Annotated in this window: 18 protein-coding genes; 4 read left to right on the top strand and 14 right to left on the bottom strand. The window is 59.2% G+C overall.

Translation table 11 applies throughout. The features are described 5' to 3' along the window. The first annotated feature begins 19 nt into the window (after positions 1-19). On the top strand, positions 20-535 hold the full coding sequence (locus VDP79_RS11660) for a hypothetical protein (protein WP_323018367.1): 516 nt from the start codon (positions 20-22) through the stop codon (positions 533-535). 423 nt (positions 536-958) lie between these two features. Here the strand turns inward: VDP79_RS11660 and VDP79_RS11665 are convergent, their stop codons facing one another. The 5 genes from VDP79_RS11665 to VDP79_RS11685 all read right to left on the bottom strand — a co-directional run bounded on the left by VDP79_RS11665 (position 959) and on the right by VDP79_RS11685 (position 6,259). Beyond that, positions 959-1,777, bottom strand: coding sequence for an FAS1-like dehydratase domain-containing protein (locus VDP79_RS11665; RefSeq protein WP_323018368.1), 819 nt, complete (start codon positions 1,775-1,777; stop codon positions 959-961). A 61-nt stretch (positions 1,778-1,838) separates the two neighbouring features. Beyond that, positions 1,839-2,846, bottom strand: a complete 1,008-nt coding sequence (locus tag VDP79_RS11670) for a TRAP transporter substrate-binding protein (protein WP_323018369.1) — start codon at positions 2,844-2,846, stop codon at positions 1,839-1,841. Between the two features lie 92 nt (positions 2,847-2,938). Then, positions 2,939-4,087 (bottom strand): CaiB/BaiF CoA-transferase family protein, encoded by a 1,149-nt coding sequence (locus tag VDP79_RS11675; RefSeq protein ID WP_323018370.1) that lies wholly within the window; start codon positions 4,085-4,087, stop codon positions 2,939-2,941. Between the two features lie 8 nt (positions 4,088-4,095). Then, entirely contained in the window at positions 4,096-5,256 is a 1,161-nt protein-coding gene (locus tag VDP79_RS11680) for an acyl-CoA dehydrogenase family protein (RefSeq protein WP_323018371.1), read from the bottom strand. 91 nt (positions 5,257-5,347) lie between these two features. Beyond that, entirely contained in the window at positions 5,348-6,259 is a 912-nt protein-coding gene (locus VDP79_RS11685) for a LysR substrate-binding domain-containing protein (protein WP_323018372.1), read from the bottom strand. A gap of 162 nt (positions 6,260-6,421) precedes the next feature. Here VDP79_RS11685 and VDP79_RS11690 point away from each other — a divergent pair, with 162 nt between their 5' ends. Together VDP79_RS11690 and VDP79_RS11695 are read left to right on the top strand one after the other, a co-directional pair. Then, positions 6,422-7,798, top strand: a complete 1,377-nt coding sequence (locus VDP79_RS11690; RefSeq protein ID WP_323018373.1) for an MmgE/PrpD family protein — start codon at positions 6,422-6,424, stop codon at positions 7,796-7,798. Between the two features lie 27 nt (positions 7,799-7,825). Then, complete coding sequence (locus VDP79_RS11695; protein ID WP_323018374.1) at positions 7,826-9,052, top strand: MFS transporter; 1,227 nt, start codon at positions 7,826-7,828, stop codon at positions 9,050-9,052. Between the two features lie 11 nt (positions 9,053-9,063). On the opposite strand, the gene VDP79_RS11700 is transcribed toward VDP79_RS11695, so the two are convergent. Beyond that, positions 9,064-10,005: a LysR substrate-binding domain-containing protein gene (locus VDP79_RS11700; protein ID WP_323018375.1), complete on the bottom strand. Its 942-nt coding sequence runs from the start codon at positions 10,003-10,005 to the stop codon at positions 9,064-9,066. Between the two features lie 128 nt (positions 10,006-10,133). On the opposite strand from VDP79_RS11700, the gene VDP79_RS11705 reads away from it, so the two are divergent. Beyond that, on the top strand, positions 10,134-10,742 hold the full coding sequence (locus tag VDP79_RS11705; RefSeq protein ID WP_323018376.1) for an FMN-dependent NADH-azoreductase: 609 nt from the start codon (positions 10,134-10,136) through the stop codon (positions 10,740-10,742). A 118-nt stretch (positions 10,743-10,860) separates the two neighbouring features. On the opposite strand, the gene ligK is transcribed toward VDP79_RS11705, so the two are convergent. From ligK to VDP79_RS11745, 8 genes are all read right to left on the bottom strand, one after another. After that, positions 10,861-11,556, bottom strand: a complete 696-nt coding sequence (ligK, locus tag VDP79_RS11710) for a 4-carboxy-4-hydroxy-2-oxoadipate aldolase/oxaloacetate decarboxylase (protein ID WP_323018377.1) — start codon at positions 11,554-11,556, stop codon at positions 10,861-10,863. A 43-nt stretch (positions 11,557-11,599) separates the two neighbouring features. Then, entirely contained in the window at positions 11,600-12,514 is a 915-nt protein-coding gene (locus VDP79_RS11715; RefSeq protein WP_323018378.1) for an NAD(P)-dependent oxidoreductase, read from the bottom strand. Between the two features lie 63 nt (positions 12,515-12,577). Then, entirely contained in the window at positions 12,578-13,429 is an 852-nt protein-coding gene (locus VDP79_RS11720) for a CoA ester lyase (protein ID WP_323018379.1), read from the bottom strand. Beyond that, positions 13,426-14,661: a CoA transferase gene (locus VDP79_RS11725; RefSeq protein WP_323018380.1), complete on the bottom strand. Its 1,236-nt coding sequence runs from the start codon at positions 14,659-14,661 to the stop codon at positions 13,426-13,428. The genes VDP79_RS11720 and VDP79_RS11725 overlap by 4 nt, the downstream gene beginning before the upstream one ends. Positions 14,662-14,663: 2 nt before the next feature. Next, positions 14,664-15,743, bottom strand: coding sequence for an ABC transporter ATP-binding protein (locus VDP79_RS11730; RefSeq protein ID WP_323018381.1), 1,080 nt, complete (start codon positions 15,741-15,743; stop codon positions 14,664-14,666). After that, positions 15,736-17,493, bottom strand: coding sequence for an iron ABC transporter permease (locus VDP79_RS11735; protein WP_323018382.1), 1,758 nt, complete (start codon positions 17,491-17,493; stop codon positions 15,736-15,738). The genes VDP79_RS11730 and VDP79_RS11735 overlap by 8 nt, the downstream gene beginning before the upstream one ends. A 42-nt stretch (positions 17,494-17,535) precedes the next feature. Beyond that, entirely contained in the window at positions 17,536-18,645 is a 1,110-nt protein-coding gene (locus VDP79_RS11740; protein ID WP_323018383.1) for an ABC transporter substrate-binding protein, read from the bottom strand. Positions 18,646-18,671: 26 nt separating this feature from the next. Then, on the bottom strand, positions 18,672-19,427 hold the full coding sequence (locus VDP79_RS11745; RefSeq protein ID WP_323018384.1) for an IclR family transcriptional regulator: 756 nt from the start codon (positions 19,425-19,427) through the stop codon (positions 18,672-18,674). Positions 19,428-19,692 lie beyond the last annotated feature (265 nt).

The following is a 19,692-nucleotide window of genomic DNA, read 5'->3' on the forward strand; positions in this document are numbered from 1 at the left end:
GTCAACAGGGACACCCGCCATGCAAGCAATCCACTCAGTCTGGCTCATGCCTTGCGCACAGGATGCAGCCAGTCTGGCACAAATCATCCGGCAAATCGCTGCCGCCTGCCATACGCCCGTGTTTGAACCTCACCTGACCCTGGTCGAGGACATGCCACGATCCGCAGACGATATCGCAGCACGGCTCAGCACTGCCTTTGCAGGCCAGACAGCCCTAGCCTGCCCGATCACAACGGTCAGCGGCCTGCCCACCTATTTCCGCTCCCTGTTTGCAGCTTTCAAACTCGACGAAGCGCTACAAGCCGCCAAGACTACGGCCATGCAAGCGCTGGACATGCCAATCAACGAAACGTTCACGCCGCATATATCCTTGGGCTACGGCATCCCGGAAGACCAGAAAGCGCGCCACATCCACAGCATGGATGGCCTGCTGCGTCAGCAGATCATCCATTTCGACGCAATCGTCGTCGCCCAATCGGGAAAGGAAATTCCCATTGACCAGTGGCGTGCCGTCCGAGTACATCGACTGCACTAACTGACAAGTAACAAGCGGCGTCTCGTTTCTGTTTTCCATCACCCAGTTGCCGCTGACCTCGTATCTGGGGTCACGTTCTTGAATCAAGACCTAGGCATGGACCTGATTTTTCTCAGACAGATTGCCAGCGATACAACAGCAATTCCGCGATCCGATTGTTCGGATGGGCTCACGGCTCCAGCGCCGCACCAGGTTTGGGTTCAGGCCGTGGGCGATGGCGATGCCCGAGAGCGAAGCATCGGCGCTCCGCAGGCCTGCTGGATCTGTGCCTTGAAGGCCTTACTGTGTTTACGTCGCGCGGGTTGTTGCGCCGAAGTGTCTGAGTTCATGGATAGTCCCCATTAAAAGCAAGTGGGGACTACCGACCGATCGTCGTGTCATCTCAAGAGGTGGTCGGCGGACGCGTACGGTCTCCACAGGGCCTTACGCAGTGAACCGGATTTCCCCCTGATGCGCCAGCATGCCGTCTTGCTCGGCCCATAGCTGCGCAGTCCCCCCATCTTGCAAACAGCCGCCGACCTGAAAGGCGTGCGGTGCAATCAGCGGGCGCAGTCCCCGGTAGGATAGCGACTGCACCGTCAAATCCGGATGTGCCTGGGTAAAGGCCCGCACCATCATGGTCGCGATCAATGGCCCATGCACCACCAGACCGGGATAGCCTTCGACTTCGCGCACGTAGCGGTCGTCATAATGGATGCGGTGCCCATTGAAGGTCACAGCGGAATAGCGAAACAATAGAACAGGGTCGGGCATGACAGCCCGGGACCACATTGCGACAGGCGCAGGCTTGGTCCCCTGCAGCACCGGAGACGCTGGATCGCGGTAGACGATGTCCTGTTCCTCGGTGATGCGCAATATCCCGCCCTGGGTATATTCATGCACCACCGTCATGAATTGCAGCAAACCGCTGCGGCCTGTCTTTTCGACGATGTCGGCAATCCTGGAGACGCGCTGTGCAGGCCGACCGACCGCCAATGGCTCATGGAAGCGGACGCGCCCCCCGGCCCACATGCGGCTGCGATCGCCAGCGGGCGGCAAAAAGGCATCTTGTTGCGGATGGCCATCCCGCCCCAGGCGGGCGTATGGTTCGCCATGAATGAAAAATGCCCAATGCCACAGCAGAGGCAGTGCCTCTAGCCGACCCCACGGCTCGTCCAGACTCCATGCCACCCGCTGAGCATGGCCAGGGTCCAGATTGTCATCACAGACTTCAGTACGGCCAATCCAGGACGAAAAATCCATGTTGCAATGCTCCAGAAAGCGCGGTCTGCCGGGTGTCCCCAGCAGACCGTACTGACGTACTTCAGTTCTTGTTCGACGCCAGGGCGGCATCGATCAGGTCCTTGCCGATCTGACCCTCGAATTTCTGCCAGACCGGGTGCATGGCGGTGCGCCAAGCTGCAACGTCTTCCTTGGACAGGGTCTGGATCTTCGCCGCGCCAGCGCCCGCAATACGTTGACGGTCGCGCTCATTGATGTCGGCCGCCAGTTTGTTGGCATATTCGGTGGCGCCGGCCATGGCCTTGCTCAATCCTGCCTGGACATCAGCCGGCAAGCCATCCCACCAGGCTGCATTGGCGATCACCATGTAGTCGATGTCGCCATGATTGGTGACGGCAATCGTCTTTTGGACCTCGTGCAGCTTTTGGGTATAGATGTTGGACCAGGTGTTTTCCTGCCCATCGACGACGCCGGTTTGCAGCGCCTGGTAGACCTCGGAAAACGCCAATTTCTGCGGATTGGCGCCCAGCTGACGGAACTGGGCTTCCAGCACATCAGACGCCTGGATGCGGAATTTCAAACCCTTGATGTCCTCCGGGCGCGTCAGCTTGTCACGATTCGTGGACAACTGCTTCATGCCGTTGTGCCAATACGCCAGGCCCTTGATGCCCTTGGGTTTCATGGAGTCCAGCAAACCCTGGCCCGCCGGGCTGGCCTGAAACCGGTCCACGGCATCCATGTCGTCGAACAGGAAAGGCAGGTCAAAGATTTGCAGTTTTTTGGTGTAACGGTCGAACTTGGACAGCGATGGCGCAATAAGATGCACATCGCCCAGCAGCAGGGCCTCCATTTCCTTGCCATCGCCAAACAACTGCGAATTCGGGAAGACCTGGACTTCGACCTTGCCCGGCAGAGCCGCCTCGGCCAATTCTTTGAACTTCAGTGCGCCTTGGCCCTTGGGGGCCGTTGCCGCCACCACATGACTGAACTTGACGACGATGGGTGCGGCCTGGGCGACTGTCACCGCCAGACTGGCCGACAGGGTGATCCCCAGCGCCAGCGCCAGGCGGGTAAGTGTGCGGGATTGCATGGTGATGTCTCCTTGAAAGTCATTGTTATGCGCCGGCCCAGGTCAGGTCCCCAAAAGTTCTGACCGCCAGACCATGCTTTGTCGGTGGGGATTCAGGGCGCCTCCTCCAAGCCCAGTTCTTTCAAAATCGCCAGGGTATGCTCACCCAGCGCCGGAACCGCATCCATCCTGGCGCCGTCGGGGCCGCTGACACCGGGCGGCAGCAGGGCTGGCAAGACGCCCGCCGGGCTATCCACACAGGCCCAGCGCTGGCGCGCCCGCAACTGCGGGTGCGCCCACAGGTCGGCCATTTCATTGACCTGGGCATTAGCGATACGGGCAGCATCCAAACGCGCCACGACTTCCTCTATCGTCAGGACGGCAAAAACACCCAGGATCAATGCGCGCAACTCGGCACGGGCGGCCGAGCGGCGGGAATTGGTCGAAAACCGGGAGTCATGGGCCAGATCCGGCCGCTGCAGAACCTGTTCGCAGAAGACCTGCCATTCCCGCTCGTTTTGCAGGCCCAGCATGATCGTCTTGCCATCGCCGGCCGCAAACGGTCCGTAGGGATAGATCGTGGCATGCGAGGCCCCGCTGCGTGCAGGCGGCGGCGCGCCCTCGTAGCTGTAGTACAAGGGATAGGACATCCATTCGGCCATGCTTTCCAGCATGGACACGTCAATGTGTCGCCCCAGCCCCGTCTTGCCCCGCTCAATCAGCGCCGCCAGGATATTGGTATAGGCATACATGCCGGCGGCAATATCGGCGATCGAGCACCCGGCCTTGGCCGGCTCGGCGTCCGACCCGGTCACCGAAAGAAAACCGGATTCGCTTTGAATCAGCAGGTCGTAGGCCTTTTTGTCACGGTACGGGCCGTCATTGCCATAGCCGGAAATATCGCAGACGATCAGACGAGGAAAGCGTTCGTGCAAGGCCTCAAAGGACAAGCCCAAGCGGGCTGCGGCCCCCGGCGCCAGATTCTGCACCAGCACATCGGCTTTCTGCAGCAAACGTTCCATGACATCCGCTGAATCCGGCTGTTTGACATCCAGCGCCAGGCTTTCCTTGGACCGATTCACCCAGACGAAATGAGACGACAGGCCATGCACCCGCTCGTCATAGCCGCGAGCAAAGTCTCCGACGCCCGGCCGCTCGATCTTGATGACCCGGGCGCCCAGATCCGCCAGCTGGCGCGTGCAAAACGGCGCAGCAATGGCGTGCTCCAGCGTGATGACGGTAATGTCCTGCAAAGGCAGCATGATCCCCCCTAGAATGAGCGCGGCATGCCCAGCATGTGCTGGCCGACATACGACAGGATCAGGTTCGTGGAAATCGGCGCCACCTGGTACAAGCGGGTTTCACGGAACTTGCGTTCGATGTCGTACTCGCAGGCGAAGCCAAATCCGCCGTGGGTCTGCAGGCAGGCATTGGCTGCTTCCCACGACGCATCGGCGGCCAGCAGCTTGGCCATATTGGCCTGGGCGCCGCAGTCCTGGCGGGCATCGAACAGAGCGCAGGCCTGATAGCGCATCAGGCTGGCGGCCTCTACATTGACGAACGCTTTGGCAATGGGGAACTGCACCCCTTGGTTCTGGCCGATCGGGCGCCCGAACACCATGCGCTCATTGGCGTATTTCTTTGCCCGATCCACGAACCAATAACCATCGCCGATGCATTCGGCGGCAATCAGGGTGCGCTCGGCATTCAGGCCGTCCAGAATATATTTGAAGCCTTGGCCTTCCTGACCGATCAGGTTTTCTGCCGGGATTTCCAGGTCTTCGAAAAACAGTTCGTTGGTTTCATGATTGACCATGTTCAGGATCGGCTGCACGGTCAGGCCCTGGCCGATGGCGGATTTCAGGTCCACCATGAAGATCGACATGCCTTCGGATTTCTTTTGCACTTGCTCCAATGGCGTCGTGCGAGCCAGCAGCACCATCAGATCGGAATGCTGCACCCGGGAAATCCAGACCTTTTGTCCATTGACGACATAGCGGCCCTCTTTTTTGACCGCCGTGGTCTTGATTTTCGTGGTGTCCGTGCCCGTCGTCGGCTCTGTGACGGCCATGGACTGCAGACGCAATTCGCCGCTGGCGATCTTGGGCAGCCACTGCTGTTTTTGCGCGGACGAACCATGCCGCAGAATCGTGCCCATGTTGTACATCTGCCCGTGGCAGGCGCCCGAATTGCCGCCCGCCCGGTTGATTTCTTCCATGATCACAGAAGCCTCGGTCAGCCCCAACCCCGAACCGCCATATTCTTCTGGGATCAAGGCCGCCAGCCAGCCGGCCTGGGTCAGCGCATCGACGAATTCCGCCGGATAGCCGCGCTGCTCGTCCACACGGCGAAAGTACTCATCGCCGAATTGCGCACACAGATCACGAATTGCATCGCGGATATCCTGATGGTGTCCTGCAGCCTGGAACATGCACAGCCTCTATGGTGAACTAGAAGAGGCAGGATGCAGGAACCCGGACCAAGAGACAATTTTGTTTTGCCAAACCAGGTCTTTTGGATGATCAGACCGGCGCTCCGTCCTGTGCATCGCGGACCAGCAGATCCACCAATTCCTGCGCAAAAACAGGCAGCTCGCCGGCTTCACGCCAACAGATGTGCAGCTTGCGCAGCGACCAGTCATCGGTCAACGCGACAATCCGGATCGGCAAGGTCTGCGCATAGCGCAAGGCGGCGGATTGCGGAATGACGCCGATGCCTACCCGCGCAGCAATCAGGCGGCAGACCGCCTCGAAATTGCCGACTTCGACCCGGAATTTCAGCATGCGGCCCAGGTCTTCGGCGGCCTTGAGCAAAAAGGAATGAATGGCGCTGGACTCAAACAGGCTGATGAAATCATCATCCAAGGTCTGTTCAAACGTGCAGGCGCCCCGTTCCGCCAAAGGATGATCCGGGTAGGTGACCAGCACCAATCGATCGGTGCGATACGGCAGATACCGGACGCCCGCCCCCCCGCTGCCCTGCGCGGTGATGCCGATGTCCGCCACACCGTCGGCCACCGCCTTGACCACTTGGTAGCTGAGCCGTTCGCGCAATTCGACATTGACGTCCGGATGGCTGACCAGATAGCGCCCCAGCGCCGCGGGAATGAACTCATTCATGGCCGTCGTGTTGGCGTAGACCCGAACCCGCCCCTTGATGCCCTGAGCGTATTCCTGAATCTCGCCGCGCAGATGTTCCAGTTGGCGCAGCACTGCACGGGCATGCTTGACGAACACTTCGCCCGACGGGGTCAGGGTCACACCCTGGCTGCCGCGATACAGCAGCTCTGTGCCCAAGGCATCTTCCAGGCTCTTGACCCGATTGCTGGCAGCCGGCAGAGACAAAAACGTGCGCTCCGCCCCTTTGGTCAGACTCTGAGCGCCGGCCACGTTGACCATGAGCTGCATATCGGTAAGGTCGAAACGCGTCGCCATGAAATGGGGATCCCTTATGGTTTGATGAAGCTGGCCTTCAGCAAACAATAATAGGCAAAAAATTCCCCATGCTGCAAAGTCTTCCCTGAAAAACGCCACGCGGCAGACAGCGGGCGCCCCTCATGATGCCAGCGCCCTTCTCATGGGCTCTTCAGGAAAACCATGCCCCACCCCAGTGCAGACCTGACCCGATTCCTTGCCGATCTCCGTTACGAACATATCCCGGCTCCCGTCCTGCGGCGCGCCGAAGATCTGCTGCTGGACTGCCTGGGATCGATACTGGCCGGTTCGAGCGGGCGCGCCGTCCAGGCCATCGCACAGTACGGACAAGTCATGGGACCGCAACAAGGGCCATCGGAAAACCTGGTCACGCGCCACGGCACCAGCCCGGTCTTCGCTGCCCTGAGCAATGCCGCCGCCGCCCACATGGTTGAACAGGACGACGTCCACAACGGATCGGTCTTTCATCCTGCCGCTGTCGTCATGCCGCCCGCCATGGCGTTGGCCCAAGCGCAGGGGGCATCGGGCCGCGACCTACTGACGGCCATCGTGGCCGGCTACGAAGCCGGCATCCGCATCGGCGAATTTCTGGGCCGCAGCCATTACACGATTTTTCACACCACCGGCACAGCCGGGGCGCTGGCGGCCGCCATGGCTGCCGGCAAGCTGCTGGGACTTGGCCCGGACCGGATGCTGCACGCACTGGGATCGGCTGGCACGCAAGCAGCAGGATTATGGGAATTCCTGCGCGACGGGGCAGATTCCAAGCAACTGCACACGGCACGCGCCGCTGCCAACGGCCTGATGGCCGCCTGCCTGGCTGAACAAGGCTTTACCGGCGCCAGCCGCATCCTGGAAGGCCCCCAAGGCATGGCCGCAGGCATGTCCCGCGACGCCGACCCGGCCCGGTTGACCGATGGCCTGGGCGCCCGCTGGGCATTGCTGGAAACGTCCTTCAAATATCACGCATCCTGCCGTCACACCCATCCGGCAGCCGACGCGCTGCTGGCGGTCGTACAGGCGCACCATCTGCGCATCACCGACATCGCCGGCGTGACTGCCCACGTCCACCAAGGCGCTATCGACGTCCTGGGGCCGGTCGTGAACCCCACAACCGTCCACCAATCCAAATTTTCCATGGGTACGGTGCTGGGCCTGATCGCCAAACATCAAAAAGCCGGGTTGCAGGAATTCGACGACGCCATGACCGATACGGACATCGCCGATTTCCGTTCGCACGTCACCATGCGGCTGGACCCGGAGGTGGATGGCGCCTACCCGCAACGCTGGATCGGCAAGGTCACCGTCCAGACCCATCAGGGCCAGACCCTGCAGGGCCGGGTCGACACGCCGAAAGGAGACCCGGACAACACCCTGAGCCGGCTTGAGATCGAAGACAAGGTCCGGCGCCTGGGGCGTTATCATGGGGCGGCCAGCGACACGGACCTGGATGCACTGATCCATCGAGTCTGGAACCTGGCCGACACGGCGCGGGTGGGGGATTTCTGCCCTAGGCCCAGCGTCCCTTTCCGACCATGATGCCCCTCCAAGCTGATCGATCCTGCGATGCCCCCCGCGCCTGACCCGGCCCCTCCGCCGCCACCCGCCTCGTCCGCACTGACGTTGACCGCCACCGTGGCCATCCAGTCCCTGGTGTCCATGTCCTTGCTGACCTTGCCGGCTATCGCACCGGTCATCTCGAACGTGCTGGACATGCCGACCGCCTATGTCGGCGTCTATATCGCGCTGGCCTACCTGGGCGCCATGGCCGCCAGCCTGCTGTCCGGATCCGCCACCCGCCGCTACGGCGCCATCCGCGCCAGCCAAGCCGGTATGGTGATGTGTGCGCTGGGCCTGACCCTGTGCACGATGGCCTCGATCCCGATCATGGCCATCGGCGCCCTGCTGGTCGGACTGGGCTACGGCCCGATCACCCCAGCCAGTTCGCATCTGCTGGCCCGCACCACGCCCGCGCATCGCATGTCCTTCGTCTTTTCGATCAAACAAACGGGCGTCCCCCTGGGTGGCGTGCTGGCCGGTCTGATCGTACCCGGCCTGGCCCAATGGAGCGGCTGGCAAGCCGCCTTCCTGATCGTCGCCGCCGCCAATCTGGCGTGCGCACTGGCGATCCAGCCCCTGCGCCCCGCCCTGGATGCCGACCAGAATCCCCAACAGAAACTGTCGGCCGGCAACGGCCTGATCGGACCGCTGAAACTGGTCTTCAGCCAGCGCAGTCTGGCGGTGCTGGCAGGCGTCTCGTTTCTGTTTTCCATCACCCAGTTGTCGCTGACCTCGTATCTGGTCACGTTCTTGAATCAAGACCTGGGCATGGACCTGATTGCTGCCGGCTTCATCCTGGCAGTCTCCCAGGCGGCCGGCGTCGGCGGCCGCCTGCTGTGGGGCTATCTATCGGACCATTATTTCGGCCCGGTCAAGACCCTGGGCGGATTGTCCGCCCTGGTCGTCCTGTGCGCCCTGAGCACCCCGCTGCTGCAGGCGGTCGATTCGAACCTCATCGTCTTGATGGTGCTGTGCCTGTTCGGCGGCTGCGCACTGGGTTGGAATGGCGTGTACCTGGCCGAGGTCGCCCGCCAGGCCCCCGCCGGACAAGCCAGCGTCGCTACCGGCGGCACGCTGGCCATGACGTTTCTGGGGGTGGTGGTGGGGCCGCCGATCTTCGGTTGGATTGCATCGCTATCCGGCAGCTACGGGTTCGCCTATGCCACGCTGACGGCGCCGGCGGGGATCTGTCTGCTGCTGCTGTGGCGGTACCGGGCGGCGTTTGCGCGCTAGGGTGCGGTCGGTCAACCTCCACTGACACCCGACGTCAACTCCACCGCCACATCACTCATATTACGTCCCATCTTTTCGCCCAGATAATCTAGAAACGAACGTACCGCCGGCGACATGCCGCGACGCGACAAATAGGCGGCATGCACGATGCCCGAAGGAAGAGACCACCCAGGCAGAACGGATTCGAGGCGGCCTTGGGCGATATCCTCGCGGCACATGTAGTCGGGCATCATCCCGACGCCCACGCCCCCCTCAATCGCATAAAGCAGCGACAACAGATCATCCACGACACAAGCGGCGCGACAAACCACCTGGCAGTGCGCACCCTGTGGTCCATCCAGGGAAAAATGGATCTTGCCGGCTTGTGCGGACATTCCTGCCGCATCGAATCGTTCCAGATCAGCAGGCTGGTCCGGCCTGCCGATACGCTGCAGCAGTTCTGGGCTGGCGACCAGCAGGCCATGGCTCAAGCCCAAGCGTTTGATGACGGCGCTGCCGCTGTCGTCAAGGCTTTGCCGCACCCGTAACGCAATATCCACCCGTTCGCTGACCAGATCGACCACGCGGTTGCTGACCTCCAGTTCCAGCCTGACGAGCGGGTGGCGCGTCAAATACTCCGGGATCAAGGGCGCAATCACCGATTGAGCCAGCGTGACTGGGCAGGACACCCTCAACGAGCCGCGCGGCTCCGCCAGAATCTGGGAGATCTCCGCATGCGCCAGCTCGGCTTCTTCCCGCACGGCCACGCAATGGCGAACATACTGCTCGCCCGCCAGGGTCAGGGACAGCTTGCGCGTCGTGCGATTCAGCAACCGCACACCCAGATTCGTCTCCAGCTGCGAGATCCGTCTGGATAGGCGCGAAGTCGGCAAATCCAGTGCGCGGGCCGCGCCCACAAAACTGCCATGCTCCACAACTTCTGCGAAGTACCGCATATCGTTCAGGTCTTGCATGCTGGATTCACCTCAAAAATAGAATACTGTACCGCGCGTCTAGCGTATTAACTATTTTATGTTGGTAATGGAAAATGACAGCCATCACGGGTTCTCATCCCGCCCCTCCATTCAGACAAGGTATTACCATGAAGCTGCTGCACATTGATTCCAGTATCACCGGCTCCGACTCCATCTCGCGCCGCCTGTCCCGCGACATCGTGGCGCGGCAACGCGCCATACACCCCGACCTGCAAGTCGAATACCTGGATCTGGCCGCGCAGGCCCCCCAGCCCTTGTCGCTGAACGCGCTGGGTTTTCGGGCGCCCGCCCAGGATGACTCGCTCACCGAGGCCCAGCGCCTGGAAAATGAGGTCTCTGAAGCACTGGTCAGCCAGTTGCTCGAAACAGATATCGTCGTCATCGGCGCGCCGATGTACAACTTCACGATTCCCGCCCAGCTCAAGTCCTGGCTGGATCGCGTCGCCCAGGCTGGCCGCACGTTCAAATACACCGAAAGCGGTCCGGTGGGCCTGTTGAGCGACAAGACAGTGATCCTGGCGCTAAGCCGCGGCGGCATCTATTCCGCCAACCCAGACATGGAACACCAGGAAAGCTACTTGAAATCGATCTTCGGTTTCATGGGTGTGAGCGATATCCGCGCCGTGCGGGCGGAAGGGCTGAACATGGGTCCCGAGCATCGCGAACGCGGCTTGGCGCAGGCCCAGGCGGATATTCAGGCGCTGATGGCTGCGTAATTTTTCGGCACGGCATAGGACAGAACTGCCCAGGCTGTATCAAGGCCCGATACGGCCGCGCCGCCAGCAACGGTATTGGAAAATATTGAAAGACGCTAAGACCTAGCCTGCTTCATTCTCAGTCGATATATTTTAGTCCTGCCTTTTCCAAGCCCTCACGCATCTTGTAATAGTCCAGTCCTAGCACTCCAGATGCGAAGAGTTCCCGCTTGCTTTCTTCACTGTCTTCACGCGCTCGGGCCTTGATCGCCACCTGCGCTGCAATCGCAGCTGGCACCACAACTATGCCATCTGTATCAGCCACGACAACGTCACCAGGACTGACGAGCGAGCCTGCGCAAACGACCGGGATATTTACAGATCCTAATGTACCCTTGACCGTGCCACGAGGGCTTATTGCCCTGCTAAAAACGGGGAAACCCAACTTTTCCAATACATCGACATCGCGCACCCCACCATCGATAATCAAGCCGCACGCTCCCCGCGCTTTAAAAGACGTTGCCAATAGGTCACCAAAAAATCCGGCTGTGCTTTCCGAAGTACAAGCGGCGACAACCACATCCCCCGGCTGAATTTGCTCAGCTGCGACATGCAGCATCCAGTTGTCGCCCGGCTGTAGCAACACCGTCACTGCCGCACCACACAGGCGCGCACCGCGCCAGGCTGGCCGCATATAAGACTTCATCAAGCCGGTCCTGCCCATGGCCTCATGCAAGGTCGCAGAGCCAAAATGGGATAGCTGCTCGACAACCGGATACTCAACCCGCTGTATCGTTCGATGCACAATACCTAACTGGTTCAGGGACGTCGTCATTCGTTAAATCCTCCTGTGGTGCCACTGCCGTCTAGGCAGTAGCCTATGCCGCCGTGTCGGGTACTAAATTCCTCTCGCGACCAACCAGCCTGTCCGCGTAGACCTGCCACCCATCGTCTGCCTGAACTCCGTCGAACAGGCCCTGGGCAGCCAGTCGCGCCACCCAATCGTGTTTTTCAGACGTCGCTGCCGACATCCAGGGCTCAAAGCCGGCTTCACGCACCGTATTAGCGACCTCACGCATTTCCTCAGCACGCCGTCGACCATGCTGCACGACGCGACTGTAGAAATAACGGCCCTGCTCGGTCCAATCAATCGCAGGGAAGGTTTCCTGCAGCGTTGGCAGGACATAGTCTTCGACACCGTAGGCCCGTGCCGCTGTGTAGCTCTCGATCACCAACGCCTCAAGACCTTTGATCATGACGCTACGGCACATCTTGATCGCGGACGCGATACCCAGTTCCGCCGAAACAGGCTTAGCATCCATGCCCAGCGCCATCAGTTGCTGAGCTAACAGATCGGCATGCGGCCCGCCCAGCAGCATGGGCACCCGAATGCCATAGGGCGGCACAGAGGTCATGACGCCAGCTTCCACATAGCGTCCGCCGGCAGCTTCGATCAAGGCGGCTGCTTCTCGCTTGGCACCGGGAGATGCTGAATTCAGATCCAGGTAGATCGTTCCGGGCTGCAGATGCGACGCAACTTCTCGAGCCACTGCTACTTCGCTGGAGGCTGTGACGGCTGAAATCAGCAGATTGCTGGCGGCACACAAATCAACAGCGGATGCACACAGGATCACGCCATCTTGTTGAGCTCGTTCATTCAAGGGTATTGCGGCGACCGGGTCGACAAGCTTTATGTCCCAGGCTCGGACACTCGCTACCTGAGGCCCAAGTCCCGCGCAGAATATGCTGCCGACTTCGCCATACCCGATCAGCCCCAAATGTATTGCATCCATGAACCGTGCTCCTTGTAAAAGGTACGAGTGGACACGGCCTACGCCGCACCGTTCGCCATAAAGCTAATTTGTCACATCTTGCGCATACACCAGTAGCGACTTGGCACGCTCGACGATGGGAGCATCGACGAACATACCTTCGAACGTGAATGCCCCGATCCCATCGCGCTGGGCAACCTCGGCCGCTGTGACTAGGCGGCGTGCATGATCGATTTCCTTCTGCCCAGGTGAAAAGCCTGCGTTCAGCAAAGGCACAACACTGGGATGGATGCAGCTGGCACCATCAATGCCAAAGGCTTTGGCCTCGATAATCGAGGCGCGCATCGCCTCTGTGTCCCGATAATCCGCAACCGTGCGCATGAGTCCGAGGGACAGCTTTCCGGCGGCCTTGGCGGCAAGATGGATCAGCATCCTCGGGATCCGGATGACATCCGGCAAGGGTTCCCCCCCGAAAGAGGTCGCCATATCCTCGATCCCCATGCTCAAAGCCAGCACCCTGGGGCCACGAGCAATGTCCTGAGCCCTGAGGACGCCAACAGCATCTTCGATCAAGGGGACAAACGCCATAGGCTTGCGCCCGAGTCGTCTTTCCAAGGGCTGCAGCACAGCATCGAGTCTCTCGAGTATCTCCGTACCCGAGGTCTTAGGCAGGTACAGACCATATGCCCCCGCCATGCAGGCAGCTTCCGCATCCTGGCGCACCAGGTCCGTCAGATGATTGACCCGTACGAACACCTGGGCTCCAGCCTGACCGACTCGCGGCACTACCGTAGCAAGCGCTGCGCGGGCGTTCAGTTTTTCGCTCGCGGCAACGGCATCCTCAAGATCGACAATAATGGCGTCTGCACCGCGCAGATGTGCTTTGGCAATGAATCGCTCGGCGCTCCCCGGCACATAAAGCAGCGAACGCATCATGCTGCACCCCCGTAGGCCAGAACGGACTGAATCAGTTCCTCGGCAATACCCGCCTCGCGCAGTACCTCCTCCGTATGTTCGCCCAGCCGAGGCGCAGGCCTGCGCCAGATGCCCGGAGTACCGGAAAACCTGGGAACAATATTGTGCATCGCTACGCTGCCAAGATCCTTGTCTTCCACGTCGATGAATACGCCGCGCTCAAGAAAGTGACGGTCTTCCGCCGCATCTGCAATGTCATAAACAGGTCCAACGGTAGCGCCGGCCGAACGCATGATCGACAATGCCTCACTCCGCGAATGCTGGATGAACCAAGCCCCCAGTGCCTCGTCGACCAGACTGCGATTGTGGACCCGATCCGTATTGCTCATGAAGCGGGGGTCATGATTCATGTCATCGCGGCCGATCGTCTGAAAGATCCGCTGCGCCACGCCCTGCGTCGACCCAGACAAAGCTACATACTTGCCATCGGCGCAAGCGTAGACGTTACGCGGAGCCGTGGTGTTCGAGGCGCTGCCGATCCGCTCCTTGACGGCGCCTGTCGTATTGTAGATAGCCGCCTCAGGTCCCAATACGGAAAAAATCGACTCAAGCAAAGACAGATCAATGACCTGGCCTCGGGCCTGGCCTTGCTGCCTCGCCAGCAACGCCATCGTCACCGCCGAGACTCCATATAGGCCAGCGATCATGTCAGCCAACGCCAAGGGCGGCAGCACGGGTTCTCGATCCGGAAACCCCGTGCGAGCGGCAAATCCACTCATAGCCTCTACCAGCGTGCCAAATCCCGGCAATTTCGCATACGGACCTGTCTGCCCAAAACCAGATATCCGGACAATGATCAGATCTGGATTTCTAGCTAGTAGAACATCAGGCGTCAAACCCATTTTCTCCAGCGTCCCAGGACGATAGTTTTCAATGAAAACGTCTGCTTTTTCGATCAGGTTCTCGAGGATCCCCTTGTCGGCCAGCTGACGCACATTGAGCATCACCGAGCGTTTATTGCGTCCATAGGTTTTCCAGTGTAAGGATTCCCCCCCATTCTGCCAGTGGCGCAGCGGGTCTCCACCAGGAGGCTCGACCTTGATCACATCCGCGCCAAAATCGGCCAGTTGCAGCGACAGCATATTTCCAGCCACCAGGCGCGATACGTCGATCACGCGGACTCCGGTCAGCGGGCCGCACGCAGTAGCATCAAACGCCACGGGCGAATACCCCGGATTCAGTTTCTTGTTCATCGTCATTTCCCGCTGGAAGCATCTCTCCGAAACAACATTGTTGCCTCTGCAGGGATGCGGATCCAGGCGTTCTGCTCTGTCATACGATGGCCCGTCTGGATGCGATAACGCCCGCCAGGCCCTGAGACTTCATGCTGATAGACCGCCCCCAGGTAAGAACTGGCCTCCACGCGCACCCGCACAACGTTGTCTCCAGGACCGGATACGACTTCCAGGCGTTCTGGGCGCACTGCCAACATGATGCGATCACCCAGATCCTCGCGACCGATGCCGGCCCTAATGATAGTGCCGTCATCCAGCTTGACCTTCGCCCAGTTCTCGTCACGCTCCAGCAGCGTCCCGTCCATAAAATTGGAGGAGCCGATAAAATCCGCCACAAAGGCGTCGGCGGGCGACTCATAGATGTCATGCGGCGTGCCTATCTGGCGAATCTTGCCTCCCGACATGACCGCAATCCGATCCGATACGGCCAGTGCCTCGGCCTGATCATGCGTGACATAGACCGTCGTCACCCCCAGGCGTTCCTGCAGTTCCCTGAGCCACACCCGCGCCCGCTCTCGCAATTTTGCATCAAGGTTCGACAGCGGCTCATCCAGCAACAACAATCCTGGCCGATAGACCAGAGCACGTGCCAAAGCGACACGTTGCTGCTGACCGCCCGACAATTCGAACGGATATCGTTCCGCGAAAGAATCCATCTCAACTAGACTCAATGCCTCTTTGATTCTCTTGGCCTGCTCGGCTCGGTCCACTTTGCGCAATCTGAGGGGGAATGCGAGATTCTGCGCGACCGTCATGTGTGGCCATAGAGCATAGCTCTGGAAAACCAGCCCGATATTCCGATGTTCAGGTTCCAGAGAAACCTGGGCCGCCCCATCAAACAGCACCGTTGGGCCGATGCGAATGCAACCCGACGTCGCATCATTCAGCCCAGAAATCGCAAACAAAGTTGTGGATTTTCCGCAACCGGACGGCCCAAGCAAGGTAAGAAACTCGCCAGAGGCGACCGTTAGAGAAATGTCGTCTACCGCCTTAACGTTGCCATAGGTAATAGACAAGTTTTCCAGGATGAGCTCAGCCATATATTTTTACTCCGAGTACGCGCCGTGCAATCAGCACGAAAATTGCGGTAATGATGACCTGTATCGCTGCCAGCGCCGAAACTGGTCCGCCATCGCCTTGCGTGTAAAGCGAGAGCATCGTGGTGCCGATGACCTCCGACCCCGGCTGATAGAGAAACACCGCAGTGACGTATTCCTTGAAGAAATGGATGAACAGCAGCGTAAAGGTGGAAAACAGCACGGGCTTCAATAAGGGAAGAATGATGCGGACCATGGTCATCCACCAGTCGGCGCCAGAAATGCGGGCGGCCTGATCCAGCTCATTCCCGATCTGCGTAAGCGCAGGGGCTACGGCGCCGAACCCGATTGGGATGTAGCGCAATATAAATACACCCATCAGAACCCATATGGTTCCCCTCACCGCATCAAAGCCCGGCACCCAGACGATGACGTAGAAGAACCCCAGACCGGCAATGATGCCTGGCAAAGAGCGCGGCAGGAGCGCGACATATTCCAGTCCGCGGGCATAGCGAAACTTTGAGCGACGCGCTACGAAAGCGATCAGCACGACGACGACGGTTCCGATTACGCCCCCAAGCAAGGCTATGACGATAGAATTCGTGATCGAGCGAATATAGCTGGCATGCGCGAAAATCAGCTCAAAATTATCTGTCGTGAACAGCGTCCAAAAGGGTACCAATGGCGTCAGAAAGGTTGTACTGGCACGCATCAATATCCCGACAAACACAGATATGATCGTCAACAGGACATAGGCAAGGACCAGCCCTCCTGCTGGCCAACGCCATGCTCCAAGACTGACGGTCGCAGGCCGCGTCGCCTTGCCACGCACCGTCACGAAACGCCCATCATCCCTCATCAGTCGGCCCTGTAGCCACACCAGAAAGCCGACCACCAACAACAAAATAACCGCAGCGGCGCTCACAAGCCCATAGTCGGACTCGACGGCTGCGTTGATGCCTCGATCATAAATAAACGTCGTAATCGTCTGGATGCCTTCGGGGCCGCCGAACACCAGCGGAATGGCCAACATTTCGACACCGATCACAAAATTGAGCACAGCGGAGTAGATCAGCGCAGGACGCATCATGGGGATGGTCACGCTCCACAGCGCCCGCATGGGGCTGGCGCCAGCCGAGCGCGCTGCGGATTCAAGCTGAGCATCTGCCCTGGTCACAGCCCCGATGCACATCAGGTGAGTCAACGGTGCCTGGCTCAGGCCGGCGACAATCCCCATGCCCGTCAATGTGTACAAATTCCATGGCTCAAATCCCAGCCATGAACGCAAGGCCAGCGTGAAAAATCCAGAGGGTCCGTACATTGTGAACCAACCGAAAGCAATCACCAGATTGCTAACAAACAACGGCCACAGAATGATCTCCCCCATCCATTTGCGGCCTGGCAGATCGGTGCGCCCCAGCAGCACGGCGGACGCAGCTCCGAAAATCTGAGCGACTGCCATGGTCAGAAAAGAGAAATACAGCGTATTGAGCGCAATGACTCCCATGCCTGCTTCAGTGAACAGCCGGGAAAAATTACTACTGGTCACAGCCGCAGTATCGATATACAGGGCCTGGTCCAGCAGCGCTTGCGCGGCAATGGGGACCAGTGGTCCCAGAACCAGAATCGCGGTCAGTACGGCAACCGTCCAAAAAATGAAGGGAGAGCGGGCAGGCACCACGCGCAATTCTTGTACGGGGAGCACATCTGCTGCGTTCAATGAGGATTTGGGCATGGAAATACAGATCTTCAAGATGGGCCTATCCTTAACTGGATAGGCCCTGGTGAGGGAGACTTACTTGCCGGACATGACTGCAGTCCACTTCTTCGAGAAGCCTTCCGCTTGATCGATCAGATCTTTGTCGAAACCGACGACGATCATATTGTCCTTGCCCACCTGCTCTGCAATCGACTGATAGGTGTACCGCACATTCGTTTTGTCAATGCCTTCACGGTAAGGTGTCAGCCCGCCTGCCCCGATCAGTTCCTGGCCTGCCTTGCTGAGGATATAGTCCACCATCAGCTTTGCCGAATTCGGATTGGCCGAGTTCTGGGGGATGCCCATGCCGCGCATCATGACAGGGGTGCCATCATCAGGAAAAGAGAATCCAAGGATCTTCCCGCCCGGCTGATCCAGACGTGGAAAAATGGTGATCCCGGACACATAAACCCCGGTCAGGTATTCGCCGGTGGCGATCTTTTCGTTCATGGTCCCGCCGGATGTTTCACCCCGAATCATGGGGCCAATTTTCTTCAGGTTATCCCAACCTTCGGCACCTTTTTTATTCAAGACCGTCCACCAGGAAGCCAGCCCGAACGAATTTCGAGCAGCATCGTACGTCGTGATGCGTCCCTTGAAGGCCGAGGGATCCTTCGTGGCCGCCGCGACCAAGGACGAGAACCCGGTGGGCCGCTTATCCTGCGCAAGCAGAGCCGTGTTGTAAGCGATCACCAGAGGATCCGTAGACATTACGAAAACACCCGGATAGGGCACAGAGAAATCCGGAAGCTTGCTGCTTTCCGGGGACTTGTACTGCATCATTTTGCCTTCCAAGCCGTAGCGTGCCCAGCGGTCGTTGGCGCCGGACACCAGGATGTCTGCGCTACGCGACTGGCTGCCTGCCTCGGCTTCCCAGCGGGAATGGACTGTGCCAGAACCCAGATCCAGCGTCTCGACCTTGATCCAGGGATAGACTTTCTTGAACCCATCCAAAACGGGCTTCCAGTTGTAATCGGCCACATTCGAATAAATCACCAAGCCGTTTTCATTCTTTGATGCATCAATCAATTGCTGATAATCGGCCGGATAATAATCTGGGAGATCCGCAGACAGCGCCTGCGATCCCGCCATCAAGAGAGCAGATGCCGTCATGATGCTTGCTGTCCGTAGTTTCCAATTTTTCATCTTTATGTCTCCTCTGGTTCAACTGCCTAATAGCGTTTTGCGATGATCTCGCTGGCTTTTCTAGCGGCTCCGATGGTTGCCTCTAAAACTTGGTCAAGATTCTTTTCTATGCGCTCGCGTGGACCCGCGATATTCAGGGCGGCGATACATCTACCGGTCGAATTCATAATGGGGGCGGCCACACCTGCAGCACCTTCGATATGGCCTTCCAGATTGATGGTGTACCCCGCCTGAGCGGACTGCTCGATAGCTACACGGACAGCATCTGGCTGTTGGCCGTCGGCGCCATTCAACTGCGCCAGGTATGCATTCAGGTCATCTGCCCCCAGCCCTGCCAACAACGTCAAACCGCTGGCCGTCTGATGCGGGATACGTGTCCGGCTAATGTCGCGGTCGTAACGGATTTCCCGATTCGCCAACACCTTTGCGATGTAGCGCAACCGCATATCGGCGGTCAGGATTCCTATGCATCCAGTTTCTAGTGTGGCGCCGACTGCTTCTTCCAACACGGGGCGGATCATCCGCACCACGGTACCCCAGGCCGGCGCCCCCTGAGACGGCTCGCCCGGCAGCCGCTGTAGGGCATAGCGCTGATCCGCATCGTGCCGTGCATAGCCACGCTGCACCAGCAAACGCAACAAAAGAAGTGTGGTGCTTTTCGGCCAATCAAGATCGCGCACCGCATCGCTGAGCGCAATAGGCTCAGACTGCTGCGCCATCCACTCGATGAGTTCCAGAATCCGAGAGGACCCTCTTTTGCTAATGTTTTCCTGATCAGTCATTTCCATTTCGTTCAATATATTGAACTCGTTTAACTTATTAAACGACTTCAGTCTATCGAGAGGCACCCCTCTTGTAATTAAGGGTTTTCCTGTACGAAAAAGAGAAATGGAGATCAGTCATAGACCCCAGTCAACAACAGGGGCCGTCATCAAGCATTAAGGGGAGGGGGAGACCAGATTGCAACGCCACAGGTGCGGCGCAGACAAACAGAGCTGGTGCGCAACCAGCTCCCGTCAATGCTTGAGATTCAGAAACGAAACCCTG

The sequence above is a fragment of the Castellaniella sp. genome (genome assembly GCF_034675905.1).
Lineage (GTDB): Bacteria > Pseudomonadota > Gammaproteobacteria > Burkholderiales > Burkholderiaceae_B > Castellaniella.